This is a genomic window from bacterium (assembly GCA_004299235.1).
In the GTDB taxonomy this organism is placed as follows: domain Bacteria; phylum Chloroflexota; class Dormibacteria; order Dormibacterales; family Dormibacteraceae; genus SCQL01.
Genome location: SCQL01000022.1, coordinates 71664 through 96536, shown reverse-complemented (window position 1 = coordinate 96536; position 24873 = coordinate 71664). Strand labels below are relative to the sequence as shown.

24 protein-coding genes and 1 pseudogene are annotated in these 24873 nt (G+C 66.9%); 9 read left to right on the top strand and 16 right to left on the bottom strand.

Annotation, left to right across the window (positions count from 1 at the left end; all coding sequences use genetic code 11):
* Positions 1 to 16 precede the first annotated feature (16 nt).
* From gyrA to gcvT, 8 genes are all read right to left on the bottom strand, one after another.
* Positions 17 to 2452, bottom strand: coding sequence for a DNA gyrase subunit A (gene gyrA, locus EPN29_06335; protein ID TAN33385.1), 2436 nt, complete (start codon positions 2450 to 2452; stop codon positions 17 to 19).
* 79 nt (positions 2453 to 2531) lie between these two features.
* Positions 2532 to 3779, bottom strand: coding sequence for a beta-ketoacyl-[acyl-carrier-protein] synthase II (fabF, locus tag EPN29_06330; protein ID TAN33366.1), 1248 nt, complete (start codon positions 3777 to 3779; stop codon positions 2532 to 2534).
* Entirely contained in the window at positions 3776 to 4753 is a 978-nt protein-coding gene (plsX, locus tag EPN29_06325; GenBank protein TAN33365.1) for a phosphate acyltransferase PlsX, read from the bottom strand. The genes fabF and plsX overlap by 4 nt, the downstream gene beginning before the upstream one ends.
* 15 nt (positions 4754 to 4768) lie before the next feature.
* Positions 4769 to 6652, bottom strand: coding sequence for a DNA topoisomerase (ATP-hydrolyzing) subunit B (gene gyrB, locus EPN29_06320; protein ID TAN33364.1), 1884 nt, complete (start codon positions 6650 to 6652; stop codon positions 4769 to 4771).
* A 216-nt stretch (positions 6653 to 6868) separates the two neighbouring features.
* Positions 6869 to 8353 (bottom strand): glycine dehydrogenase subunit 2, encoded by a 1485-nt coding sequence (locus EPN29_06315; protein TAN33363.1) that lies wholly within the window; start codon positions 8351 to 8353, stop codon positions 6869 to 6871.
* Positions 8350 to 9642 (bottom strand): aminomethyl-transferring glycine dehydrogenase subunit GcvPA, encoded by a 1293-nt coding sequence (locus EPN29_06310; GenBank protein TAN33362.1) that lies wholly within the window; start codon positions 9640 to 9642, stop codon positions 8350 to 8352. Before EPN29_06310 ends, EPN29_06315 begins: the two co-directional genes overlap by 4 nt.
* A gap of 11 nt (positions 9643 to 9653) precedes the next feature.
* On the bottom strand, positions 9654 to 10031 hold the full coding sequence (gcvH, locus tag EPN29_06305; protein ID TAN33361.1) for a glycine cleavage system protein GcvH: 378 nt from the start codon (positions 10029 to 10031) through the stop codon (positions 9654 to 9656).
* A gap of 36 nt (positions 10032 to 10067) precedes the next feature.
* Positions 10068 to 11213, bottom strand: a complete 1146-nt coding sequence (gene gcvT, locus EPN29_06300) for a glycine cleavage system aminomethyltransferase GcvT (GenBank protein TAN33360.1) — start codon at positions 11211 to 11213, stop codon at positions 10068 to 10070.
* Here gcvT and EPN29_06295 point away from each other — a divergent pair.
* On the top strand, positions 11173 to 11544 hold the full coding sequence (locus tag EPN29_06295; protein ID TAN33359.1) for a hypothetical protein: 372 nt from the start codon (positions 11173 to 11175) through the stop codon (positions 11542 to 11544). The genes gcvT and EPN29_06295 overlap by 41 nt on opposite strands.
* Here EPN29_06295 and EPN29_06290 read toward each other — a convergent pair.
* Positions 11527 to 12339: pseudogene (locus EPN29_06290) on the bottom strand (hypothetical protein). The gene EPN29_06295 and the pseudogene EPN29_06290 overlap by 18 nt on opposite strands.
* On the opposite strand from EPN29_06290, the gene EPN29_06285 reads away from it, so the two are divergent.
* From EPN29_06285 to lepB, 6 genes are all read left to right on the top strand, one after another.
* Positions 11749 to 13278: a nodulation protein NfeD gene (locus tag EPN29_06285; GenBank protein ID TAN33358.1), complete on the top strand. Its 1530-nt coding sequence runs from the start codon at positions 11749 to 11751 to the stop codon at positions 13276 to 13278. The pseudogene EPN29_06290 and the gene EPN29_06285 overlap by 591 nt on opposite strands.
* A gap of 14 nt (positions 13279 to 13292) precedes the next feature.
* Positions 13293 to 14099 carry a slipin family protein gene (locus EPN29_06280; GenBank protein ID TAN33384.1) on the top strand — a complete coding sequence of 269 codons (807 nt, stop codon included), beginning with the start codon at positions 13293 to 13295 and terminating at the stop codon, positions 14097 to 14099.
* Positions 14100 to 14134: 35 nt separating this feature from the next.
* Positions 14135 to 15154 (top strand): CPBP family intramembrane metalloprotease, encoded by a 1020-nt coding sequence (locus EPN29_06275; protein ID TAN33357.1) that lies wholly within the window; start codon positions 14135 to 14137, stop codon positions 15152 to 15154.
* Positions 15155 to 15241: 87 nt separating this feature from the next.
* Positions 15242 to 16015, top strand: a complete 774-nt coding sequence (locus EPN29_06270) for a ParA family protein (GenBank protein TAN33383.1) — start codon at positions 15242 to 15244, stop codon at positions 16013 to 16015.
* Positions 16012 to 16854: a ParB/RepB/Spo0J family partition protein gene (locus tag EPN29_06265; GenBank protein ID TAN33356.1), complete on the top strand. Its 843-nt coding sequence runs from the start codon at positions 16012 to 16014 to the stop codon at positions 16852 to 16854. The genes EPN29_06270 and EPN29_06265 overlap by 4 nt, the downstream gene beginning before the upstream one ends.
* 5 nt (positions 16855 to 16859) lie before the next feature.
* On the top strand, positions 16860 to 17480 hold the full coding sequence (gene lepB / locus EPN29_06260; protein TAN33355.1) for a signal peptidase I: 621 nt from the start codon (positions 16860 to 16862) through the stop codon (positions 17478 to 17480).
* Positions 17481 to 17498: 18 nt separating this feature from the next.
* Here the strand turns inward: lepB and EPN29_06255 are convergent, their stop codons facing one another.
* The 7 genes from EPN29_06255 to EPN29_06225 are packed head-to-tail and all read right to left on the bottom strand — an operon-like array spanning position 17499 to position 21482.
* Positions 17499 to 18770 (bottom strand): insulinase family protein, encoded by a 1272-nt coding sequence (locus EPN29_06255; GenBank protein TAN33354.1) that lies wholly within the window; start codon positions 18768 to 18770, stop codon positions 17499 to 17501.
* A 47-nt stretch (positions 18771 to 18817) separates the two neighbouring features.
* Positions 18818 to 19093, bottom strand: a complete 276-nt coding sequence (locus EPN29_06250; GenBank protein ID TAN33353.1) for a hypothetical protein — start codon at positions 19091 to 19093, stop codon at positions 18818 to 18820.
* A gap of 25 nt (positions 19094 to 19118) precedes the next feature.
* A complete protein-coding gene (locus tag EPN29_06245) occupies positions 19119 to 19826 on the bottom strand; it encodes a KH domain-containing protein (protein TAN33352.1) in 708 nt (235 codons plus the stop codon).
* Positions 19771 to 20748 carry a YidC/Oxa1 family membrane protein insertase gene (locus EPN29_06240; GenBank protein TAN33351.1) on the bottom strand — a complete coding sequence of 326 codons (978 nt, stop codon included), beginning with the start codon at positions 20746 to 20748 and terminating at the stop codon, positions 19771 to 19773. Before EPN29_06240 ends, EPN29_06245 begins: the two co-directional genes overlap by 56 nt.
* Before the next feature lie 21 nt (positions 20749 to 20769).
* Complete coding sequence (yidD, locus tag EPN29_06235; GenBank protein TAN33350.1) at positions 20770 to 20979, bottom strand: membrane protein insertion efficiency factor YidD; 210 nt, start codon at positions 20977 to 20979, stop codon at positions 20770 to 20772.
* Positions 20976 to 21335: a ribonuclease P protein component gene (gene rnpA / locus EPN29_06230; GenBank protein TAN33349.1), complete on the bottom strand. Its 360-nt coding sequence runs from the start codon at positions 21333 to 21335 to the stop codon at positions 20976 to 20978. The genes yidD and rnpA overlap by 4 nt, the downstream gene beginning before the upstream one ends.
* Before the next feature lie 12 nt (positions 21336 to 21347).
* Positions 21348 to 21482, bottom strand: a complete 135-nt coding sequence (locus EPN29_06225; GenBank protein ID TAN33382.1) for a 50S ribosomal protein L34 — start codon at positions 21480 to 21482, stop codon at positions 21348 to 21350.
* A gap of 611 nt (positions 21483 to 22093) precedes the next feature.
* Between EPN29_06225 and dnaA the strand changes: the two genes are divergently transcribed.
* Complete coding sequence (dnaA, locus tag EPN29_06220) at positions 22094 to 23479, top strand: chromosomal replication initiator protein DnaA (protein TAN33348.1); 1386 nt, start codon at positions 22094 to 22096, stop codon at positions 23477 to 23479.
* Between the two features lie 268 nt (positions 23480 to 23747).
* Positions 23748 to 24866 (top strand): DNA polymerase III subunit beta, encoded by a 1119-nt coding sequence (gene dnaN, locus EPN29_06215; GenBank protein TAN33347.1) that lies wholly within the window; start codon positions 23748 to 23750, stop codon positions 24864 to 24866.
* Positions 24867 to 24873 lie beyond the last annotated feature (7 nt).

The window sequence follows — 24873 nt, the reverse complement described above, 5'->3', positions numbered from 1 at the left end:
GGCCGTGGCTCGCGGCTCATTCCTTCGTGTCGTTCTCTTCGATCGCGGCCACCGGGGCGATCGCCACCACCTGGTCGTCAGCCGCGATGCGCATCACGATCACGCCCTGGGTCTGCCGGCCGATTTGCGAGATGGCGCCGACCTGGGTCCGCAGCACCATGCCGCTGGCGCTGATCACGAGCACCTCTTCTTCGGGGTCGCTCACGACCCGCATGGCGGTGAGCTTGCCCACGCGGTCCGTGACCTTGAGCGTGAAGACGCCCTGACCGGCACGGTGGTGCATCGGGTACTCCGACACCGGCGTCCTCTTGCCGTAGCCACGCTCGGTCATGACCAGGAGATCGCCGCCCGGCGCGGCCACGGCCATGCCGGCAACAGAATCGCCCTTGCCGAACTTGATGCCGATCACGCCCTGCGTGTCGCGGCCCATCGCGCGAACCTCGGTCTCGCTGAAGCGGATGGCCTTGCCGAGCTGGGTGGCGATGAGGATCTCGTCCGAGCCGCTCGTCGGCGTCACCCAGTCGAGCTCGTCGCCTTCCTGCAGGTTGATCGCGATGAGCCCGTTGCGACGCACGTTGGCGTATTCCGCCAGCGCCGTCTTCTTGATGTAACCGTTCCGGGTGACCATCAGCATGTAGCGCGCCTCGGTCTCCGACTCCGGCCGCACGAACACCGCGGTGATCCGCTCGTTCGAGCCGATGTCGATGAGGTTGTTGATCGGCATGCCCTTCGCCTGCCGCTCACGCTCCGGCACCTCGTGGACCCGGAGCTGGAACACGCGTCCGCTCTGGGTGAAGAAAAGCATCGAAGCATGCGTGTGCGTGGTGAGCAGGTGGACGGCGTAGTCCTCCTCACGCGTGCCGCTCGGCGCGTCGCTCCCGGCGGTGGGCCGCGCTCCCTTGAGCCCGACCCCACCCCGCTTCTGCGCGCGGAACACCCGCAGCGGCTGTCGCTTCGTGTAGCCGCGATGTGTCAGCGTCACGACCACGTCTTCCTTGGGCACGAGGTCTTCCGCCGAGAGCTCGGTCGGCTCCTGGTCGGTGATCTCGGTGCGGCGATCGTCGCCGTACTTCTTGGCCATGTCGTCCATCTCTTCCTTGATCAGCATCCGCACCTTCTGGTCGCTGGCCAGGATGCTCTCCAGGTAAGCAATGGTCTTGATGATCTCTTCGTACTCCTGGTCGATCTTGCCGCGCTCGAGCCTGGTCAGGCGTCCGAGAGTCAGAGCGAGGACCGCCTTGGCCTGCTTTTCGCTGAGGCCGAACTTGGTCTGCAGCTCGGTGGCCGCCGTGTCGGTGTCGGCGGCGGCGCGGATCGTCTTGATCACCTCATCCAGGTGATCGAGGCAGATCTTCAAACCCTCGAGGATGTGGGCCCGCTCCTGCGCTCGCGCGAGGTCGAAACGGGTGCGCCGGAGAATGACGTCGCGGCGATGGTCGATGAAGAGCTGCAGCGCCTGCTTGAGGCCGAGGATGACCGGCCGCCCGCCCACGATGGCGAGCATGATCACGCCGAACGTCGTCTGCAGCGCGGTGTGCTTGTACAGGTTGTTGAGCACGGTGAACACCTGCGCCTCGCGCTTCAGCTCGATGACTATCCGCATGCCCTGGCGATCGGATTCGTCGCGCAGGTCCGCGATCCCCTCGAGCCGGCGGTCGGAGACCAGCTCCGCGATCTTCGCCACCAGCGTCGCCTTGTTGACCGCGTATGGAAGCTCGTCGATGATGATCCGCTCCCGGCCGTTGGGCGCCTGCTCGAAGGTGTGCCGCGCACGGACCACGATGCGGCCGTGCCCGGTGGCGTAGGCCGCCTTGATGCCCGCCGTGCCCATGATCAGCCCGCCCGTCGGGAAGTCGGGGCCCTTGACAAAGGCGAGCAGGTCCTCGCCGGTCGCCTCCGGGTTGTCGATTAGGTGCTTGACCCCACCGGTGATCTCACGCAGGTTGTGGGGCGGGATGTTGGTCGTCATCCCGACCGCGATGCCGGTGGCACCATTGACCAACAGGTTGGGGATGCGAGCCGGCAGGACGTCCGGCTGCTCTTCGGTGTTGTCGTAGTTGGGGACCATGTCGACCGTCTGCTTGTCGATGTCCGCCAGCAGCTCGCCGGTGATCGCCGACAATCGAGCCTCGGTGTAGCGCATTGCGGCGGGCGGATCACCGTCCACGCTGCCGAAGTTACCCTGGCCGTCGATGAGCGGGTAGCGGAGAGAGAAGGGCTGCGCCATGCGCACGAGGGCGTCATAGACGGCCGTGTCCCCGTGCGGGTGGTACAGCTTGAGCACGTCACCGACGAAAGCCGCGCACTTGCGATGCCGGCTGCCCGAGGTGGCGCCGGCGCGATGCATCGCATAGAGGATGCGGCGCTGGACCGGTTTCAGCCCGTCACGTATCTCGGGCAGCGCCCGGCTGATGATGACGGACATCGCGTACTCCAGGTAGGAGTTCTGCATCTCCTCCTGGAGGCTGCGGCCGAGAACGGTTCCGATGGTGCTTTCGTCAGTCACTGGTCGATGCCATGCCTTTGATGATTCATTCCTCGTACCTCTTCAAGACCACCACGGCGTTGTGCCCGCCGAAGCCGAACCCGTTGGAGATGGCGATGCGCACATCTTTGCGCCGCGCCTGGTTGGGCACGTAGTCGAGGTCGCACGCGGGGTCTGGGTTTTCGTAGTTGATGGTCGGGTGGATGATGCCGCGATTGATGGTCAGCAGCGTCGCGATCGCCTCCACCGCGCCCGCCGCGCCGAGCAGGTGCCCGATCATCGACTTGGTGCTGCTGATGGGCACCTTGTGCGCGTGCTCGCCGAGCGCGATCTTCAGCGCCTTCGTCTCACCCGCGTCGTTGAGCGGCGTCGAGGTGCCGTGCGCGTTGACGTAGTCGACGTCGCCGGGTGCGATACCTGCGTCCTGCAGCGCCAGCGTGACGCATCGCGCCGGCGCCTCTCCGGTTTCGTCCGGCGCGACCTGGTGAAACGCGTCGCAGGTCAGGGCGAACCCGAGCACCTCACCGTAGATGCGCGCGCCGCGATTCTTGGCGTGCGCGTCGGATTCCAGGACCAGCGTGCCGGCGCCTTCCCCAGGGACGAAGCCGTCACGATCTCGATCAAAAGGCCGGCTCGCCTTCTCCGGCGCCGCGTTGCGTGTCGACAGCGCCCGGATGGCGTTGAAGGATGAGATCCCGACCTCGCAGAGCGAGGCTTCCGCGCCGCCGGCCAGCATGACGTCGGCGTCGCCGTGCTGGATCATCCGCGTGGCGTCACCGAGCGTGTGGGTGGAGGCCGCGCACGCCGTCGTCACCGTGGTGTTGGGGCCGCGCAGGTGGAAGGCCATCGCGACCGAGGCCGCGGCCATGTTGGGGATGATCATGGGGGCGTACAGCGGATTGAGGCGCCCTTTGGTGGCGTAGGCGATCGCCCCGTTGGTCATTTCGATGAAGCCGCCGATCCCGGTGCCCATGTCGACTCCCACCCGAAAGCTGTCCTCTTTGGCGAGGTCGAGGCCGGAGTCGGCCAGCGCCATGGTGGAGGCGGCGACCGCCATCTGGGAAAAGCGGGCCATGCGCTGGGCCGCCTTGCGGTCCATGAAATCCTGGGGATCGAAGTTGTGCACCTCGCAGGCGAACTTCGTCGTCAATTTTTCGGTCGAATACGCGCTCTCGACGATGCGGGCGGTGCTGCGCCCCTCGATCAGGCCGTCCCAGTACTCATCCAGGTTCTTGCCAAGAGGATTAACAGTCCCCATTCCGGTCACCACGACGCGCGTGCGGCCGTTTTTCATGGCTTACCCACCTCTGCGCGAATCTTACGCACGAGCTGATTTTCCACCGCATCCCTGGTGACCCGGATCGCGTTCTTGACGGCCCGGGCATCCGAGCGCCCGTGCGCGACCACCGCCACGCCATCGATCCCGAGCAGGGGCGCGCCGCCGAACTCGCGCCAGTCGATGCGGGCGCGCAGCTGCCGGACGCCGGATCTGATCAGCAGCCCGCCCAGCTTGCCGCGCACCGTCTTGGGGATCTCCTCGCGGAGATTGCGGAAGAGGAAATCCGCAGTCGCCTCCGCCATCTTGATGGCGACATTGCCCAGGAAGCCATCCGCCACGATGACGTCCGCGCGCGCCGCGTAGATGTCCTTGGGCTCGATGTTGCCGACAAACCCCCGCAACGCGCCCTTGAGCCGCCGGGTCGTCTCCTTGACCCGCTCGTCACCCTTGCCCTCCTCCTCGCCGTTGCTGAGCAGGCCCACCCGCGGGTTGGCGCGGCCGAGCATCTCGCGCGCGTAGACGGCGCCCATCGCGGCGAACTGGACCAGGTATTCGGGCTTGGAGTCGACATTGGCGCCGACGTCCAAGAAGTAGGCGAAGCCGTCCTGGGTCGGCACGATCGAGCCCAGCGCCGGCCGCTCGATGCCTTTGATCCGCCCCTGGATGAGCAGCGCCGCGGCCATGATCGCGCCGGAGTTGCCGGCCGAGGTCCAGCCGTCCACCTTGCCTTCCTTGCACAACCGGGCGCAGACGCATATCGACGAGTCGGGTTTCGCCCGCACCGCCTGCGCGGGGTGCTCTTCCATCGTGATGACCTGGGTGCACGGCACCAGCCGCAGTCGCGGATGGCGGTCCAGCAGCGGCTGCACCGCGGGCGGCAGCCCGACGAGCGAGATGTCGAGCCCGTACTCCGTCGCGGCCCGCGCCGCGCCCTGCACGACCTGAGCCGGCGCGAAGTCCCCGCCCATGGCGTCCACGGCTATTCGCATCTGACGGGACCGGCCTCAGATGTCGAGGTTGCGGACGCTCTTGGCGTGCGCCTGGATGAACTTCTTGCGCGGCTCGACATCCGGGCCCATCAACTTTTCAAATGTGTCGTTGACCGCCGCCGCGTCCTCGACCTCGACCCGCAGCAACAGCCGGGTCTCAGGGTTCATCGTCGTCTCCCAGAGCTCCTCGGCGTTCATCTCACCAAGACCCTTCATGCGCGCCGCCTCGGCGTTCTTGCCCAGCTGTCGCGTCGCCTTGTCGCGCTCGCCCTCGGAGTGACACCAGATCACCTGCTTGCCCTTGAACACCTTGAAGAGCGGCGGCTGGGCCATGTAGAGATAGCCCTTTTCGATGACCTCCGGGAAGTAGCGAAAGAAGAACGTCAGCAGCAGCGTGCGGATGTGGCTGCCGTCGACATCGGCGTCGGTCATGGTGATGATGCGGTGGTAGCGGATCTTTTCGATGTTGAAGTTGTCGCCGACGCCCGCGCCCATCGCGGTGATCAGGTTGCGAATCTCATCCGACGTCAGGACCTTGTCCAGTCGCGCCTTCTCGACGTTCAGGATCTTGCCGCGCAGCGGCAGGATGGCCTGCGTCCTGCGGTCGCGGCCGCCCTTGGCGGTGCCGCCGGCGGAGTCGCCTTCGACGATGTAGAGCTCACAGTGAGCGGGATCGCGCTCCGAGCAGTCCGCGAGCTTGCCGGGCAGGGTGCTCGACTCGAGCAGGCTCTTGCGCTGCACCAGGTCACGCGCCTTGCGCGCCGCCTCACGGGCGCGAGCCGCGGTCAGCGACTTCTCGACGATGCGCCGGCCCTCGGACGGATTCTCGTCCAGGTACTGGGTCAGGCCTTCGGTCAAGGCGATGGAGACGTGGCCCTGGACCTCGGCGTTGCCGAGCTTGCCCTTCGTCTGGCCTTCGAACTGCGGCTCCAGCACCTTGACGCTGATCACGGCCGTCAGGCCCTCGCGCACGTCCTCACCGGTGAGGTTCGGATCCTGCTCCTTGAGGATGCCCGCCTTGCGTGCGTATCGGTTGAGGACGTTGGTCAGCGCCGCTCGGAAGCCGGTGAGGTGGCTGCCGCCCTCGATCGTGTGGATGGTGTTGGCGAAGGCGATGACGTTCTCGACGAACGTGTCGTTGTACTGGAGGGCGATCTCGACCTGTGTGCCCTCGACCTCGCGGTCGACGTAGAAGGGCTGGTTGACGACCGCCTTGTCGCGGTTGAGGGCGCGGACGAACGAGACGATGCCGCCCTCGAAATAGAAGGTGTTGGTGAAGCCCAGGCTCTCATCGGCGAGCGCGATCTCGAGCCGCTTGTTCAGGTAGGCCATCTCGCGCAGCCGGTGCTGGATGATCTCGCCATCGAGCTTGGTGTCGGGGAAGATTTGCGGATCGGGCCAGAAGCGCACGACCGTCCCGGTGTGGTCCGTCTTGCCGACGACCGTGACCGGGCCTTGCGGCACGCCGCGCTCGTATTCCTGGTGGTGGACCTTGCCGCCGCGGTGGACCCAAACCTCGAGGCGTTGGCTGAGGAAGTTGACCGCGGAGACGCCGACGCCGTGCAGGCCGGAGGACACCTTGTAGCCGCCGCCGCCGAACTTGCCGCCGGCGTTCAGGCGGGTGAGCACCAGCTCGAGGGCGGAAAGGCCCTCTTTCTTGTGGATGTCGACCGGGATCCCGCGCCCGTCGTCCTCGACCGAGCAGCTGCCGTCGGCGTGCAGGGTGACCAGGATCCTGGTGCAGTAGCCGGCCAGGGCCTCGTCGACGGCGTTGTCGACCACCTCGTAGACCAGGTGGTGCAGGCCGGTCGAGCTCGTCGAGCCGATGTACATGCTCGGACGCCGCCGCACGTGCTCCCGGCCTTCGAGGACCTGGATCTGCTCGGCGGTGTACGCCACGTCCGCGCCTAGGGGTTTGGGCCTGTGATTGCGGTCCGGGGGCGGGGTTTTGGCCTCGATCACCGGGGAATCGGCCCTCCCAGCGTGGAGAACTCGTAGGGATCAACTGGGCAGAGGTTCAGGCCCCTAATTCTACCCGATTTCGAATTCAAACACGGCCACCGGCGGGCCTTAACCAGGGCTCCGGGCCGCGGGCGCGCCGGGCGCCGGCTCAGCCTAGGAGGAGGGTTTCCAGCGCAGAACCGGATCTTCCGCCTGGCCTTGCAGGTAGGCGTTGATCTGCCGCGCGGTGGCCACCTCGTCGAGGCGGCCGACGGGCAGGCTTCGGGGCTCGTCGTGGAGCGCTTGCGGGTTGGTCCTGGCCTCCGCCACGATCTCTTTGATCGCCGCGGCGAAGGCGTCCAGCGTGGCCTTGCTCTCCGTTTCCGTGGGCTCGACCATGATCGCCTCGGGCACCACCAGCGGGAAATACACCGTCGGCGCATAGAAGTCGCGCTCCAGCAGGCCCTTGGCGACGTCGAGGGCGCGGACGCCGTCGTTGCCCAGGTTGCGGGCGCTGGCGACGAATTCGTGCATGCACGGCCCCGCGTGCGGCATCTCGAGGTCGCCCTCCACCTGCTTGCGGAGGTAGTTCGCGGCCAGCACCGCATCCTGGGAGGCCTGGGTGAGCCCGTCACCGCCCATGGCAACGATGTAGGTGTAGGCGCGGACGAGCATGCCGAAGTTGCCGTAGAAGCTGCGCACCCGCCCGATGGACTGCGGCCGCTTGAAGTCGAGGGTGAGGTGACCGTTGGTGCGCTCCACCGTGGGCGTCGGCAGGAACGGGACGAGGTCCGCCTTCACCCCCACGGGCCCGGCCCCCGGGCCGCCGCCGCCGTGCGGCGTGGTGAACGTCTTGTGCAGGTTCATGTGCACGGCGTCGAACCCCATGTCGCCCGGCCGGCAGATGCCCATGAAGGCGTTGAGGTTGGCGCCGTCGTAGTACAGCATGGCACCAGTCGCATGCACCATTTCCGCAATATCCAGTATTTCCCTCTCGAACAGACCCAAGGTGTTGGGGTTGGTCAGCATGAGCGCCGCCACCCTCGGCGACAGCTTGGACTCCAGGTCGGCCAGGCTGATGCGGCCGTCGGGGCCGGATTTCACCTCGACCACGCGGAAGCCGCTGAGCGCGGCGCTGGCGGGGTTGGTGCCATGGGCGGAGTCGGGCACCAGGACCTCCGTGCGCGCCTCGCCTCGCGAGCGCTGGTAGGCCTGGATCATCCGCAGCGCCGTCCACTCGCCGTGGGCCCCGGCCGCCGGCTGGAGCGTGACGCGATCCACCCCGACCACGGCGCACAGCGCGCGCTCGAGGCGCCACATGAGCTCGAGCGCCCCCTGCACCGTGTCCTCGTCCTGGTACGGATGGAGGCCGGCGAACCCGGGCAGGGCCGCGGCGGCCTCGTTGACGACCGGGTTGTATTTCATCGTGCAGCTGCCCAGCGGATAGAACTGCTCGCTGATCGAGTAGTTGAGGGAGGCCAGGCGGCTGTAGTGGCGCATGATCTCGGGCTCGCTGAGCCGCGGCAGCCGTGGAGGTTTGGCACGCAGGAGGTCTCGCGGGAGGAGTTCGGCGGGTTCGGGCGCGACGACCTCGGCGTCAGGCAGGCGCGGTCCCTGAGCGTGGGGACGGCTCTTTTCGAAGCTCAGCGGCTCGCTCACGATTCCAGCACCGCCACCAGCTCGTCGAGCGCCCGGGCGTCGTTGACCTCGGTGCAGGTGAACGTGAGCACGCCTTTGAGCTCACGAAACCAGCGATGCACGTCGAGGCCGCCCAGAATGCCCTTGCGGGCAAGCTTCCTGATCACCGCCGGTCCCTTGGGCACGCGCATCGGGAATTCGTTGATGAATTGACGCTCGGGGAACGCCGGCTCCCATCCGGGCAGGCCGGCGAGCCGCTCGGCCAGGGCATGCGCGCGCTTGAAGCCGACCTCGGCGACCTGACGCAGCCCATCCGGGCCCATGTAGGTCATGTAGACGCTGGCGGCCAGGGCGCAAAGCGAGTGGTTGGTGCAGACATTGGAGGTCGCCTTCTCCCGCCTGATGTGCTGCTCGCGGGCGGCCAGCGCGAGCACGAACCCGCGGCGCCCGCCGGCATCGTGCGAGGTGCCGACAAGACGTCCTGGCAGGCGGCGCACGAGCTCCTTGCGGCACGCGATGAAGCCGACGTGCGGACCGCCGTAGCTCGGGCTGAGGCCCAGCTGCTGCCCCTCGCCCACCGCGATGTCGGCGCCGTACTCACCGGGAGGAGCCAGGAGGGCGAGGCTGATCGGGTCGACGCACGCGATGGCCAGCGCTCCGGCTCGATGCGCCGCCTGTGTCAACCCGGGCGCGTCGACCACCAGGCCGAGGAAGTCCGGCTGCTGGTAGATCACCGCCGCGGTCTTCGCCGTCGGCTCGGTTCCCTTCCGCACCTTGATGCCCCGACCCTCGCTGAAAGCCCGCAGGACCTCCGCGTACTCGGGGTGCAGGTATCCCGACACCAGGACCTCGTCGCGTCCCGTGTGGATGTGAGCCATCATCGCCGCCTCGGCGACGGCCGTGGCGCCGTCATACAGCGAGGCGTTGGCGACGTCGAGCGCGGTCAGCTCAGCGATCAGCGTCTGGAATTCAAAGATCGCCTGCAGCGTGCCCTGGCTCGCCTCGGGCTGATAGGGCGTGTAGGCGGTGTAGAACTCGGGCTTGGAGGTGACCGCGGCCACAGCGGCCGGGATGAACCGGCGATAAATCCCACCGCCGCGGAACGTCAGCCGGTCGGGAAAGACCCGGTTGCGAGCCGCAAGCGAAGCGATTTGGGCCATCGTCTCGAACTCCGAAAGGCCGGCCGGAAGCTCGAGCGCCGGGAGCCGCAGCGACCGTGGGATGTCGACCAGCAGCTCGTCCATCGACTGGACGCCGATGGCCGCCAGCATGGCCGCGCGATCTTCGGGGGAGTGGACGAGGTACGGCATCAGTGGATCACTTAGCCGGCCGAGGCCTCCGTCACCTTCTTGTAACCCGCCTCGTCGAGGAGATCGGAGGGCAGGTCTCCCGACAGCTCGAGCTTGAGGATCCAGCCCTCGCCATATGGATCGGAGTTGAGCAGCTCGGGATTGGCGCTGAGCTGGTCGTTGACGGCCGTGATCCGGCCCGCCACGGGCGCGTAAAGATCGCTCGCCGCCTTGACCGACTCCACCACCCCAAAGCTCTCGCGCTCTTCAAGTTTCCGGCCCGGGCTGGGCAGCTCCAGGAAGACGACGTCGCCGAGCTGGGCTTGGGCGAAGTCGGTGATGCCGACCGTGACTTCCTTGCCGTCGACCGTGAGCCACTCATGCGACTTGGTATAGCGGCGGTCAGCCATTCGATTCTCCTTCTACTCGCTGGATGCCGATGCCGGTCAAGGCTTGGCCGGGGCGACCGCTGATCGGGCCGAACCCCGATAGAAAGGCAGCTTGACCACCTCGGCTGGAGCTTCGCGGCCTCGCACCTCGACCGCGACCTTGTCTCCGACACGAAATGATGGGGCTTCCACCATCGCCAGCGCGATGGGATGGCCGAGGAAGAACGAGTGGGTGCCGCTGGTGACCAGGCCGGCGCGGCGGCCTTGAGCGATCAACGCGGCGCCATGCCGAGGGATGCTGCCCGGCTCGGTCCTGAGCCCGATCAGCGTCCTTCGCGGACCCTGCTCGCGAACTTGGACCAGGGCGTCGCGACCGATGAAATCGCCCTTGCCGAGCTTGACCGTCCAGCCCAGGCCGGCCTCGTAAGGGTTGACGGTTTCGTCCATGTCGTTGCCGTAAAGGCGGAGCGCGGCCTCCAGACGGGTGGCATCACGAGCGCCGAGTCCGGCGGGCAGGACGCCGGCTGCGCCGCCGGCTTCCAGGATCGCATCCCAGACTTTCCCGACCTGGCTCGAGTCGATGAAGAGCTCGAAACCGTCCTCTCCGGTGTAGCCCGTGCGGGAGATCAGGGCGCTGACCCCGGCCACCTCACCGGGACGAAAGCCAAAGTACGGAATGTCGGCGGTGTCGGAGCTGCCCCCCGGCAGCAGCGCCTGCGCGGCAGGGCCCTGAAGAGCGATCAGGCTGATCTCCCGCGTCCGGTCCTCAAGCGACACTCCAGGCGGCAGGTGGTCGCACATCCAGGCCGTGTCCTTCGCGCGGTTGGAGGCATTGACGACGACCAGGAATCGGTGCTTCGTCTCGCGATAGACGACCAGGTCGTCGATGACGCCGCCATCGGGCCGGCAGAGCAGGGTGTAGAGCGCATGCCCGGGCGCCAGCGTGCCCAGGTCGTTGGTGAGAAGGCCCTGCAGGTAGGCCTCGGCCGCGGCGCCCTCGACCAGGAGACGGCCCATGTGCGAGACGTCGAACAGACCCGCGACCTTGCGGACGGCGAGGTGCTCGTCGCGAATCGAGCTGTACTGCTGTGGCATCTCCCAGCCGCCAAAATCCACCAGGCGACCGCCGAGCGCGACGTGGCGGTCGTAAAGGGCGGTTCGGTTGATCGCGCTAGCTGTCAAATTCAACCCGCTCGCCGTCATCGTCGTCATGATCGAGGTCGATGACCTCTGGGTCGATGAAGGCGAGCAGCTCTTCGTCGTGCCTCCGGCGGGCGTCGGCCACGACCTGGGCGACGTAGCGGGTGCGCTCCACCGTCCATTCGAGCTTCTCGGCGAGCTCGTTCTCGGTGGCCAGGCGGTGAAGCTCGCGGCGCAGCAGCAGCTCGGTGCGCTCGTAGTCGGTGGCGGCGGCGACCAGCAGCTGCGCATCACGCACGGCGGCCGCCTCGGCCGCGATGGCGGCATCCAAGTGGGCGCCGATCCTCTGCTCGGCGAAGCGGCCGAAATCACCCTCTCCACTGCCCGCGAATGACCGGACGGCCTCGACGAGGCCGATCGAACCCTCCTGGACCAGGTCGGGAACCGACAGTCCGTGTCCGCCGCGGCCGGCGGCCAGGCGGATGACCAGCTTCAGGTTGGCCGAGACCACCCGGTCCTGGCTCGACCGGTCGCCCAGCGCCGAGAGCTCCAGCAGCTTGTCTTGTTCCCCTGGTTGCAGGGGCCGAGCGATCGCGGCTTGCCGGACCAGCTCCCGCAGCGCGTCATCGTCGTCGTGAACATGGTCCCGGCCGGTCGAGCCGCCATGCTCCTCACGCCGAGACTGCGCCCCCATCCGCTGGATTTTACGACCCTCTCGTGGCGCCCCCCCCGGCTCCGGACCGGGTCGCCGAATGTTCCACGTTTTACATCGGCAGCCCGAGCTCAGCCTTGCCATACTCGAAACATGCGCCGAGTTGGTGCGCTGCGAGTTGGGGCTGTCAGTTTCGCCCTGGCCGCCCTCCTGCCGCTCAGCGCGTCCGCGAGGTCCCCGCATGTCGACCAGGCCGACCTCAGCGGCGACATCAACACCATCACCGCCGCCTACATGGCGAATGCGGTCAGCCGGGCCGAAGCCGATCGAGCCGATGCCCTCCTGGTCGTGCTCAACACCCCGGGCGGCGTCTCCACCTCGATGGATGAAATCGTCACCAGCCTGCTGAACTCGAGCGTGCCGGTGATCGTCTACGTGTATCCAAGCGGCGCTCGCGCAGCCAGCGCGGGGCTGTTCGTCGCTCAGGCCGCCGACGTCCTGGCGATGGCGCCCGGCACCAACATCGGCTCCGCCCATCCCATCCAGGCCACCGGCGCCGACCTAACCGGAGATCTCGGCAAGAAGGTGCTCAACGATGCCGTGACCCGGGTCCGCAACCTCGCCACCCTGCACGGCCGCAATGCCGACTGGGCAGAGCAGGCCGTGCGGAACAGCGTCAACATCAACGCCGAAGAGGCGGTCAAGCTGCACGTCGCCGACCTGGAGGCGACCGACCCCGGCTCGCTCATGGCCGCGATCGACGGTCGCTCGGTGCCCAGGCCGAGCGGCGCTCTGGTCCTGCACACGGCGGGCGCCCAGTTCTACGACCTGCCGATGGGGTTCTGGCAGGTGTTCCTCAGCGCGCTCATCGACCCCACGATCGCCGCGCTTCTCATCCTCGTCGCCGGATACGGCATCATCACCGAGCTCTCGACCCCAGGCGCGATTCTGCCCGGAGTCGTCGGCGGCATCGCGGCCATCCTGGCCATCGTGTCGCTTGTCAACCTGCCGGTGAACATCGCCGGGGCGCTGATGATGCTGTTGGCGCTCCTGCTGTTCATCGCCGACCTCAAGGCCAACACTCACGGCATCCTCAGCGTCGGAGGTGTCGTCGCGCTCGTTCTCGGCATGGCGTTCCTGGTCAACACCGGGCCGGTCGGCCTCGGCGTGAATCCGATCGCCGCCGCCGGCTCCGCGGCCGTGACGCTGGGCTTCTTCGTCGTGTTCATCCGCAAGGTCTGGGCGGCGCGCCTGCGGCCCGCGTTCATGGGCGCTGAGGCGCTGGTCGGCGCGACCGGCGAGGCCCGCGAGGCGCTGGCGCCAGAGGGGCTAGTCTTTATCCAGGGCGCGCTGTGGAAGGCAGTCGCCCCAGGGGGTCCCATCCCGGTGGGGACGGCGGTTCGCGTCGTCGGTCGTCAAGGCCTGGAATTGGAGGTCGTCGCCGGCGAGCCGCCGGAGACCAAGGAGAAGAAGTAGTGGATGTCGGCACTCTGACCGTCGTCGCCGTGATCGTCGCGCTGGCGGTGATCGTGGTTTTCTCCAGCCTTCGCATCGCCAACGAATACGAACGAGGCGTCGTCTTCCGCCTGGGCCGCCTCATCGCGCTCAAGGGTCCCGGCCTGTTCTTCATCATCCCGTTCGGGGTCGACCGGCTGGTGAAGATCGACCTGCGGGTGATCACGCTCGAGGTGCCGCCGCAGGAGGTGATCACCAACGACAACGTGACCGCCAAGGTCAACGCCGTCATCTACTTCCAGGTCATCGATGCGCGCAAGGCCGTCACCCAGGTTCTCAACTACATCAACGCCACCTCCCAGATCGCCCAGACCACCTTGCGTGCGGCCCTGGGACAGGCGACCCTCGATGAGCTCCTGGCCAACCGGGAGAAGATCAACCAGAACCTGCAGAAGATCATCGACGAGCAGACCGAGCCCTGGGGCATCAAGGTCGCCGTGGTCGAGATCAAGGATGTCGAGCTGCCCAGCACCATGCAGCGAGCCATGGCCAAGCAAGCCGAGGCGGAGCGCGAGAAGCGGGCCAAGATCATCAACGCCGACGGCGAGTTCCAGGCCTCGCAGACCCTCGCCAACGCCGCCCAGGTGATCTCGTCCCAGCAGGGGGCTCTGCAGCTGCGCTTCCTTCAGACCCTGGTGGAGATCGGCTCCGAGAAGAACACCACGGTCATCTTGCCGTTCCCGATCGAGCTGATCCGGCCGCTCCTCGACATCGGTGCGGGAGGAGCTGACGGCGGCCCTTCCCGGCGGCGGCCCCTCCCCGAGCAGGGCTCGAAGGCCTGATCGACCAGCTTTTCCTGGACGCCGCCAGCGCGCTGGTGGTCCTGACGCCGCTGCCCCTGGTCATCACGGCCAACGCCGCCGTGGGCAGGCGATGGGCCTTTCACGCCACCGGAATCCTCGCCGGCCTGAGCGCTGGGGTGACGTTTCTCTTCGGCGCCCTCGATCTCGCCGGCGCCGGAGCCCCCGGCGGCCGCAGCCCGCTTGCCGTGGACCTGGGGATCATGGTCACCGCCGTCGCCGCCGCGGCGCTGGCCTCCAAACCAGTCCGCGAGCGCGTCGCCCGCATCCTGCCGATCGACCCGGACAGCCCGGTCCACGCCCTTGCCCTCGTCCTCGCCGTGATCCTCTTCGGCACCCAGTTGACGTCCATCGCCTTCACGGACGTACTCGCCTCGGATCGGTCCATACCGCCGCTCACGCTGGCCGACCTGATCTCCCAGGAAACGCCCTTTCTGATCCTCGCCGCCGCCGGCGTCGGCATCTACATCCGGCGTAACTCCCTCCAGGCCGCCACCCGGCTCGGGCTGGTCGCCCCCCGATGGTGGCAGCTGGCGCTCGCGCTGGCCGCCGCCGGCGCCTTTTTCGCCTTCGCCCAGGGAATGAGCGGCCTCAGCCACGCCTGGACGCCCGCGGTGGCCCGTCAGGTGGACGTCACCACACAGCACCTGTTTGGAGGCCTGGGCACTCCGGTCGGCATCGCCGCGCTGGCGATCGCGCCAGGGCTGTGTGAGGAGATCCTGTTCCGGGGAGCGCTTCAGCCGCGCCTCGGCCTGCTCGCCACGGCTGTGCTTTTCACGTCGATCCACACCCAGTACGGCCTGTCGCTCGATACGCTGTCCGTATTCGTCATCGCCCTCGGCCTGGGCGCGATCCGGAAGTCCACCAACACGACCACGTCGTGCGTCTGCCATATCACCTACAACCTGGTGGTCGGCCTCGGCATCGCCGACTCGCTGATCGGTCTCGCCGCCGCGGTCGAGCTCGCCCTGGTCGCCGTCGCCGCGTACGCGATCTGGTCGGCTCGCCGGCGCGCCGCCATGCCCGCCAACCCTTAACCACCTGGCTAGGCAACCCCGAAGCCCTGAGCTAGAATCCCCAGAATGGCACCAGATATAGGATCAGCCGAGCAGGCCTACCCCAAGATGTTGGCTGCCATCGCCCGTCCGATCGTCGCGGTGGTCAATCAGAAAGGCGGCGTCGGCAAGACCACGACCGCCATCAACCTGGGCGCGGCGCTCGCCGAGCTCGGTCACCCGATCCTGCTGGTGGACCTGGATCCCCAGGCCAACTCCACCTCCGGCCTGGGCCTGGACCCCACCCGCGCGCGCCTCAACGTCTACCACCTGCTCACCGGCGAGGCGACGCTCGAAAAGGTGGCCCTGCCGACCGGCATCGCCGGGATGCAGCTGGTGGCGTCACACATCGACCTGGCCGGTGGGGAGATCGAGCTGGCCGGCCTTCCCGGGCGCGAGACTCTTCTCCGCACGGCCCTGTCCTCGCTGCCCGAGAGCATCAGTTGCGTGATCATCGACTGTCCCCCCAGTCTCGGGCTGCTGACCCTCAACGCACTCGCCGCCGCCACCAGCATGCTCATCCCCACCCAGTGCGAGTACTTCGCGCTCGAAGGCCTCCGCCACCTCATGTACACGCACCAGCTCGTCCGTTCACACCTCAACCCCAAGCTGGCGATAGCCGGCATCCTCATGACGCAATTTGACGCGCGAACGACACTGGCCTGGGATGTCCTCGAATCGGTTCGCCGCTCGCACCCCCACCACGTCCTCGAGACCCTCATCCCGCGCAACGTCCGGATCAGCGAGGCGCCGAGCCACGGCAAATCGGTGATCGAATACGACCCCACGTGTCGAGGCACCGCCGCATATCGCGCCCTCGCGAAGGAGCTTTTGGAACGATGACCCAACCACGCTTGCGCGGCCTCGGCCGCGGACTCGACGCCCTCATCCCGATGTCCCGCGAAGGCGAGGCCCTGGTGCCGCAGATGATCGCGGTCGACCAGATCCGGCCCTCACAGCAACAGGTGCGCACGCGCTTCGACGCCGAACCGCTGAGCGAGCTGGCCGAATCGATCCGCCTGCACGGCGTGCTGCAGCCTCTGCTCGTCCGCCGGCTCACCGATGGCTACGAGCTCATCGCCGGTGAGCGCCGCTGGCGAGCGGCGCGTCTCGCCGGGCTCCTCGCCGTCCCCGCGGTCGTGCGCTCCGACGCCGGCAACGACGCGCAGCTGGTGCTCGGCCTCATCGAAAACCTCCAGCGGGCAGACCTGGATCCCATCGAAGAGGCCCGCGGCCTGCTCCGTTTGACCGAGGAGTTCGGCCTCACGCACGAGGACGTTGCCCAGAAGATCGGCAGGCACCGGGTCTCGGTCACGCAGTCACTCCGGCTGCTCGGCGGCTGCGCCGCGGTTCAATCAGCGGTCGCGGCGGGCGTGGTCAGCGCCGGCCATGCTCGAGCGCTCATCGCCCTCGAGGGCCAGGACGCGCAGGAGCACGGCCTCAAGGTGGTCGTCGCCCGCAGGCTCTCCGTTCGCCAGACCGAGAACTGGGTGAGGACCTATCGCCCCCGCCAAAAACCCCGCACCGACTCGACGGCGGAGCTGCGCGCCATGGCCGCGGACGTCGAGTCCAGGCTCGGCCTCCCGATCAAGCTGGTCGGAAGCCCCAACCGCGGCAAGGTCGAGCTCCGATACTCCAGTCGCGAGGAGCTGGAACGGGTCTGCGCTAAGCTCGTCTCTTAAATTTCATGGCCGCCCCACAACCGCGCGCGGCCGGAGCCGCCACCACCGAAGCTTCGACTGGCGGCTCGCTCCTGCGCGAGCTCGCGGAAGTCGTCGTGCTCGCGGTCATCCTTTATTTCGGCATCAGCTTCGCCGTGCAGACGGTGCATGTCGAAGGGCTGTCGATGTTCGCGACGTTGGACGACAACGATTACCTCATCGCCAACAAGGTCGATTACCGGCTGCACGCGCCACAGCGCGGCGACATCATCATCCTGCGCCCGCCGACCGACAACTCCAAGGACTTCATCAAGCGGGTCATCGCCCTACCCGGCGAGCGATTGCTGATCCGGGACGGCACCGTGTACATCAACGGCCGCCGTCTCGATGAGCCTTACCTGCCCGAAGCGTGGACGGTGTTCAACAACTGGCCCCAGGACGGCACCGACGGCAAGGTGATCCCGCCCAATGAGTACTTCGTCATGGGCGACAACCGCAACCGCTCCCAGGACTCCCGCGTGTTCGGGCCCATCGACCGCGACCGCATCGACGGCCGCGCGTGGTTCCGCATCTGGCCCCTGTCTCATTTCGGTGACATCTACCCCCAGATGCCAACGCTCGAGAGCGCGACCACCTTCGCGGGCTAGAGTCGCCGAGCCGCCGGGTCAGGCTCCGATCGCCGTCCTGAAGTCCACGTCGCGGACGAACGGTCCGATCACCGCCATCTGCACCGGTGAGCGCAGGACCTCGTTGGCGACGCGCTTGACGTCCTCCGCCGTCACGGCGTCGACCAGCGCCAGCTCCTCCTCGACCGTTCGAATCTCGTTGATCAAAAGCTCCTGGTAGGTGAGCCAGAACGCGACCCCGTTGGTGGTCTCGAGCTCGAGGCGCAGCCGGCCTTTGGTGAATTCCTTCGCCCGCTCGAGCTCCTCGAGCGTCGCCTCGCGATCGCAGCAGCCGGCGAGCTCCGCGATCACCGCGTTCACCGCCTCCGCCGCCTTCTTCGGATCCACTCCGAGATACACGCCCAGGTAGCCCGTGTCACGGTGCTTCTGCGTGAAGCTGTGCACGTCATACGCGAGGCCGAGACGCTCGCGAATGTTCAAGAACAGCCGGGAGCTCATCCCCTCGCCGAGAATCGTGTTGAGCAAATCCAGCGCGTAGCGGTCAGGGTGCAGGTAGCTGAAGGCGCGGACGCCAAGGCAGATGTGTGCCTGCTCGGTCCGCTTGCGGCGGACGAGGACGTGGGCGCCGTCCAGCGACCCCGGTGCGAGCGCGGGCAGCATGCCGTCCGCATGGGGCGCAAGCGTGAGCCGGGGCCGGACGACCGAGAGCGTCTCGACCTCATCCAGCGCGCCCGCCGCGCCGATCACCAGGTTCGGCAGCCGGTAGTGCGCGTCCGCGTACTCCAGGATGTCGTCCCGAGTGAGACGGCTGACCGATTCCACCGTGCCCGCGATGTCGCGGCCCAGTGGGTGCCCCGGCCAGACGAGCTCCTCGAACAGGTTCTGGACGTAATCCTGCGGCTGGTCCTGGTACATCTTCAGCTCCTCCAGGATCACCATCCGCTCGCGTTCCACGTCCGCCTCCTCGAGCTTGGAGTTCGAAACGATGTCGAACAGCACATCGAGCCCGAGATCCATGTGCTCGGACGGAACGCGCGTCCAGTACGCGGTCAACTCCTTGTCCGTGGACGCGTTGATGAACCCCCCGATGCCCTCGATCGCATCGGCGATCTCCTTGGAGGTCGGCCGCCGGCGCGTGCCCTTGAAGTACAGGTGTTCGATGAAGTGCGAGACGCCGGCAAGTCGCTCGTCCTCCAGCCTGGAACCACCGCCGAACATGAGGACGACGCTGGCGGAAAGCCTCTCCGGCATGGTGGCGGTGATGAGCCTGGCGCCTCCCTGAAGCACGTGGACGCGATGAGAAGAGGCCATGGGAGCGCCAGTATAGGACCGCCAGGGAACCGAGCCGCCGGGCTCGACTATGCCGCCGAGCCCCCCTCCTGCAGCGCCCCGAGGGCGGCGTAAAGGGTCATCGCGACAAAGTCGGCCGGCATGCCGTCGGACACCGCATCGAGCGCCTCGCCCAGGTATCGGCGGACGTTGGCCACCTGGTCGACCTCACCCAGCTCCAGGCAATCGCGAATCGCCTCGGCGATCTCGGTGGGTGTTATCTCCTCGTCGCCGGCGCCGTCGGCGACCGAGTTGATCAGCGCGATCGCCTTCCGGATCCGCTGAGCCGCGACCCGGCTCGGCACCGCAACCGCCCCTACCCGCTCGTACCTAGCCGGCCGCCGGCTTGCGAGGTCCGACGACCACCCGCCTTTCGGGCTCGTCGCCGATGCTCCCGCTGGTGACGTCCGGATCGCCTTCGAGCGCCAGGTGGATGGCCCGCCGTTCGAACGGCTGCATGGCGTCGAGCGTGATCGCGTCGCCGGTCATCTTGACCTGGCGGGCCGCACGCAGGGCGATCTCGCGCACCGTGTGCTCGCGGCGCTGCCGGTAACGCTCGACATCGACGATGATCCGCTCGCCTTCGGCCAGGTGCCTGCCGACCATCACGTTGGTGACCGATTGCAGCGCGCGCAGCGTCTCGCCACGCCAACCGATCAAGGTGCCGAGGTCGCGACCGCTGATGTCGAGTGTGATCGGGTCGGCGCCCGGCCGCACGGTCACCTGCGCGTGGACGCCCATGTGCTTCAGCAGGCCCTCGACCAGGGCCCGCGCCGCGTCCGCCTTGCCGTTGACGGGAGCGGCACCGGCGCTCGCACCGGCGCTTTGATCGATGACGCTGACTTCGACCACGGTCTCGTCGGCGCCCTCGCTGAGCACCTTGACATCGACGTTCCGGCGGCTCTCACCAAGCTCGATCAGCGCGGCGTCAACGGCTTCGTCGAGCGTGCGGCCGCGGCCTTCAGCGGACTTCATAGCAACCTCACCTCTTTGGCCTCCTGGGTTTGGAGCCGTTTCTGGGTTCATCCTTGGGTCCATGTCTGGGTCCACTCCTGGGCCCCTCGCCGGCCCTCTTCGGTCCGGCTCCCGGCCCGAGGTCAGCGCCCGCCGGCGCCGGCCTGAGGCGCGCCGGCAACAGGTTTCCCCACCCGACCACGAAGCCCTGCTGAATGATACTGACGCAGTTGCCGATAAACCAGTAGAGGCCCAGGCCGGCGGGGACGTTGAGGGCGAAGTAGCCGATCATCAGCGGCGAAAGCCACACCATCGTCCGCTGCATCTGCTGCGTCTGAAGCTCCTGGTCCGTCGGGTTGGGCGGCGGCGGCATCTGCAGCATCCTCGACTGCACCAGCGTGGTCACGGCCGCCAGGAGAGGGAAGACCAGATAGGCGATGGCGGGTATCGGCAGCCCGGCCAGCAGCAGGTGGTGGTTGGGGTTGTCGTTGAGGTTGGGGATGAAGAGGAACGGCGCGGGATGGTGGGCCGCCCGGGCGAAGTTGGTGAAGACGTAGTAGAGCGCGGTCAGGATCGGCAGCTGGACGACGAGCGGAAGGCAGCCGACCAATCCACCCAGCGGGTTGACCCCGTGCTCCTGGTACAGCTTCATCATCTCCGCGTTCAGCTTCTGCGGGTCTTTCTTGAACTTCTTTCTCAGGTCGGCGACCTGGGGCGCGAGCTTGCGCTGCTCGACCATCGTCTTCCGCTGGGTGACCAGCTGGAACTGCTGAAGCGGGGCCAGCAGCAGCCGGATGATGACCGTCAGGATCACGACCGCCACGCCGTAGGCACCGATCGTCTCGATCAGGGGCACGGCCTGCAGGTGGACGTACAGGTACTCGAGCACTCCGCCCAGGCTCTGCACGAACACGGCATCCCACAGGTCCTTGATGGGCTTGAACACGTCCAGGACCGAGCTCAGAAGGACGATGGCGCTCAGAAAAATGTCAGGCACTCCTGTGATCGGCGGCCGGCAGTACGTGGATCAGGGAACAGGATCGTAGCCGCCCTTGGCGAACGGGTGGCACCGGGCGATCCGCGCCGCCCCCATGAATCCCCCCCTCAGCCAGCCGTATCTCTCGACCGCCTCGTACGTGTACTGGGAGCACGAGGGGTAGTACCGGCAGGACGGCGGGAGGATCTTGGAAAACGACTTCTGGTAGCCGCGGATCAGAACGAGCAGGAGCTTCGTCATGGGTCAAGCCGGGAGAGCCTGAGCACTGCTTGATCAGCCTCCGCTCTCAGGTCGGCGAACGAAACTTCCAGCGCCGCCGGGCGGGCGATCAGGACCACGTCATATCGTATTCCCACGTCGCGCAGCGGCGAATCAGCACCGAGCAGCTTGATGCGCGCCAGCTCCCGCAGCCGGCGCCGGGCTCGGTTCCGCTCGACAGAGCTCTTCAGCCTGCGGCTGACCGTCACCCCGACCCGGCTCTCCGCGCCCTGGCTGGGGACGGCAAACGCCACGAGGGCCCGTCCGCTGTAGAACCGCCTGCCGCTGAGCGTCGCCTGGAAATCGCGATGCCGGCGGAGCCGCAAGCGCCTCTTCACCGGCGTGCGGGCTTAGCTCGTCAGCCGCTGGCGGCCCTTGCGACGGCGGTTGCGCACGACTCGAGCACCGCCTCTTGCGCTCATGCGGAGCAGGAAGCCGTGCACGCGGCGGCGGTACCGTTTCTTGGGTTGGAAGGTTCGCTTGATCGGAGGGATCTCCCTTGCAAATGACCGCAGGCCCGCGCGCGCGTGGCTGCAGCGTATGAGAACCGCGGTAGTGTACCGGACACCAGCCTGCCGGATGCTGATAGCGCTTTTGTAACTTCATCGGGTCGGTCGGAGCCTTGCAGCGACGTTGGCTGTTTGGTACACTCCCCGCCCGGAAGCACACGGGGCAGGGGCATGGCCAACAATCCAGTACAGATTTACCACGCTGGTCTGATTTATCTCTTCAAGTCACAGTAAGCTAGACGTACAACACCGCTTCCATATTTCGGGATTGACCGGATAGGGGATTTCGGACAGGCAGGCACCGCCAACCTGTGGAAATCCGGTCCGCTCTTTTCCACAGGCACCACGGAGGCGGAGCTCATGGTCAAGGAGCTTCGGTTGAACCTGCGGTCGCCGGCGGCGCGATTCATGAGTCGCCTCGTGGGTGCGGGGGCAGGAAAAGGCAGGAGAGGATTTGGTCCCAGGTTGTCCACAGCATTTGCAGAGCGGCCGCCCCCGCTTTCCCCAGGCACGGCCGGCGTCATCGACCGCTCCCACCGCCCGGTCGGGCGCCGGGCGGACGGCCGCCAACCGCGTGGGGTGGTGAGTTGAACCAGGACCAGATCTGGTCACAGGTCCAGGAGGAGCTGCGCTTCCAGCTCGCCAAGCGCACCTACGACATGTGGCTGAAAAACACGTCTGTGGTGTCTGCCGACGGCGGCACCTTCCGCATCGGAGTGCCGAGCAAGCTCGCGAAAGACTGGCTGGAGGACCGATTCTCCGGCCTCATCCAGGAAACGCTGCAGGCCGTGACGGGCTCCGAGGTGAACATCGATTTCGTCATCTCGCCGAGCGGGCACCGGCCCCTGTTGGTGGCGGTCGACTTCGAGGCCCAGGGGGCGGAGAACGGACACGGGAACGGGCACGACAACGGGGTGGAAGCCGCGTCCGGCGAAGAGCTCATCACGCCGTCCGAGCTCAACGCGCGGTTCAGGTTCTCCTCGTTCGTCGTCGGTCACAACTCGCAATTCGCCCACGCCGCGGCCAAGGCGGTCGCCGAGGCGCCGGGAGACAGTTACAACCCGCTCTTCCTCTATGGCGGCGTGGGTCTCGGCAAGACACATCTCATGCACGCCATCGGCCACGAGGTGCACGACCGGTTCCCCCGCAAGCGCGTGGTCTACCTCACTTCGGAGCAGTTCACGAACGAGGTCATCACCTCCATCGCCACCGCCCGCATGGGTGAGTTCCGGCACAAGTACCGCACCGTCGACGTGCTGCTCATCGACGACGTGCAGTTCCTCGCCGGCAAGGACCGCACCAAGGAAGAGTTCTTTCACACCTTCAACGCGCTGCATGAGATCAACAAGCAGATCGTCATCTCCTCCGACCGGCCGCCGAAAGAGATCCCCACTCTCGAGGACCGGCTGCGGTCGCGGTTCGAGTGGGGTCTCATCGCCGACATCCAGTCACCGGACTTCGAGACCCGGCTGGCCATCCTGCACACCAAGCTCGGCGGCAACAGCAGCCTCGTCCCCGAGGAGGTGCTCAGCTTCATCGCCCACAAAGTCCAGCGGAACATCCGCGAGCTGGAGGGCGCGCTCACCCGGGTGCAAGCCTTCGCCGCCGTCCACCAGAGGCAGCTGGACGAAGAGGAAGCGGCGCGACTTCTCGCCGACATCATCCCCGCCGGCACCCGCAAGCCGATCAACGTCGAACGCATCCAGGCTCTGGTGGCCGATTACTACAACGTCACCCTCGAGGACATGAAGAGCAAGCGCCGCGACAAGCACATCGTCTTTCCCCGGCAGGTGGCGATGTTCCTGGTGCGCGAAGAGACGCCGTCATCGCTGCCGGCGATCGGCAAGGCCTTCGGCGGCCGGGATCACACGACCGCGCTGCATTCCATCGAGAAGATCGCCAACGAGCTGAAGGAAGACGAGCGGCTGCGTTACGAGGTGCAGGCCATCCGTGAGCGGCTCTACGCCCAGTGATGCGCCTTTACACACTTTGTGCGAGCACCCTGGGGATGGGCTTTGGATCCGTCCGTGGCGGCCGGATTCTCCCCATCGGCTCAACAGGGCCCAAGCGGTCCTCTGGTGGTTGCCAAGAGGTTATCCACGGCTCGGGCCGATCTGTAAATGATCTCGACATCCACAGTCTGCACAGCGCTTACTGTTATCGAGTACGAATGATTTCAATCAAGAGAAACTCTTTCAACGGGGGACAACTGTCTTGAATGCCAAAGTAATCGCAGCTCAGATGAAGGTCACCTGCAGGCCGGCGGTGCTGGGCCAGGCGCTCCAGGTCGTGTCTCGCGCCATCTCCAGCCGAACCACTCTGCCGATTCTCAACAACATCCTCATCGAGACCACCGCAGAGGGGCTGGCGCTCACCGCCACCAACCTCGAGATCGGCATCAAGAAGCTGGTGCCAGCCGAAGTTTCGATGGAGGGTTCGACCACCGCGCCGGCAAGGCTGCTCACCGATTTCGTCGGCACCCTTCCCGACCAGGACCTCGACATGACCCTGGACGGCGCAACCCAATCGCTGGCCTTGCGCTGCGCCCGCTTCGACACCCACATCAAGTGCATCGAGGCGGAGGAGTTCCCTCCCGGACCTCGGCCGGATGAGGGCGACCGGCTGGAGGTCGCGCTCGACGAGCTCGTCAGCGCGGTCGAGCAGACGCAGATGGCCGCCTCGACCGACGAGGCGCGGCCGGTGCTGACCGGCGTGCTGGTGCAGGTCCAGGGCGGCAGCCTGACGCTCGCGGCCACGGACGGCCATCGGCTGGCGGTGCGCAAATTGACCGCGGCGGGCGCCTCCGACCTGGAAGCCAGCCTGATCGTGCCCGCCCGCGCCCTGGCCGAGCTCTCCAGAGTGCTGAAAGGCGAACCCGGCAAGGTCGAGGTGATCATCTCGAAGGCTCGCAACCAGGTGTTCTTCCGGGCCGGCACCTCGGAGCTGACCTCCAGGCTGATCGATGGGAAGTATCCCAACTACGCACAGGTTATCCCCAGCAAAAGCTCAACCCGGGTGAGGGTTTCCACCAGCGAGCTCACACAGACGGTTCGCGCGGTCTCCCTTTTCGCCCGTGACAGCGCCAATGTGATCCGAGTCAAAGCTCAACCGGGCGCCCTGGTCCTGTCGGCCACGACCAACGAGGTCGGGGACAGCAAAGCCGAGATGGCCGCCGACGTGGAGGGCTCCGAAATCCAGATCGCGTTCAACGCCCGCTACGTCCTGGACGCCCTGGGAGTGATTGGGGAGGACGAGGTCGAGCTGCTCTTCGACGGCCCCCTCAGCCCGGGACTGCTGCGACCGCCGGGCAAGGAGCACTACCTCTACGTGATCATGCCCGTGCGGGTGGCGATGTCCTGAAACCGGA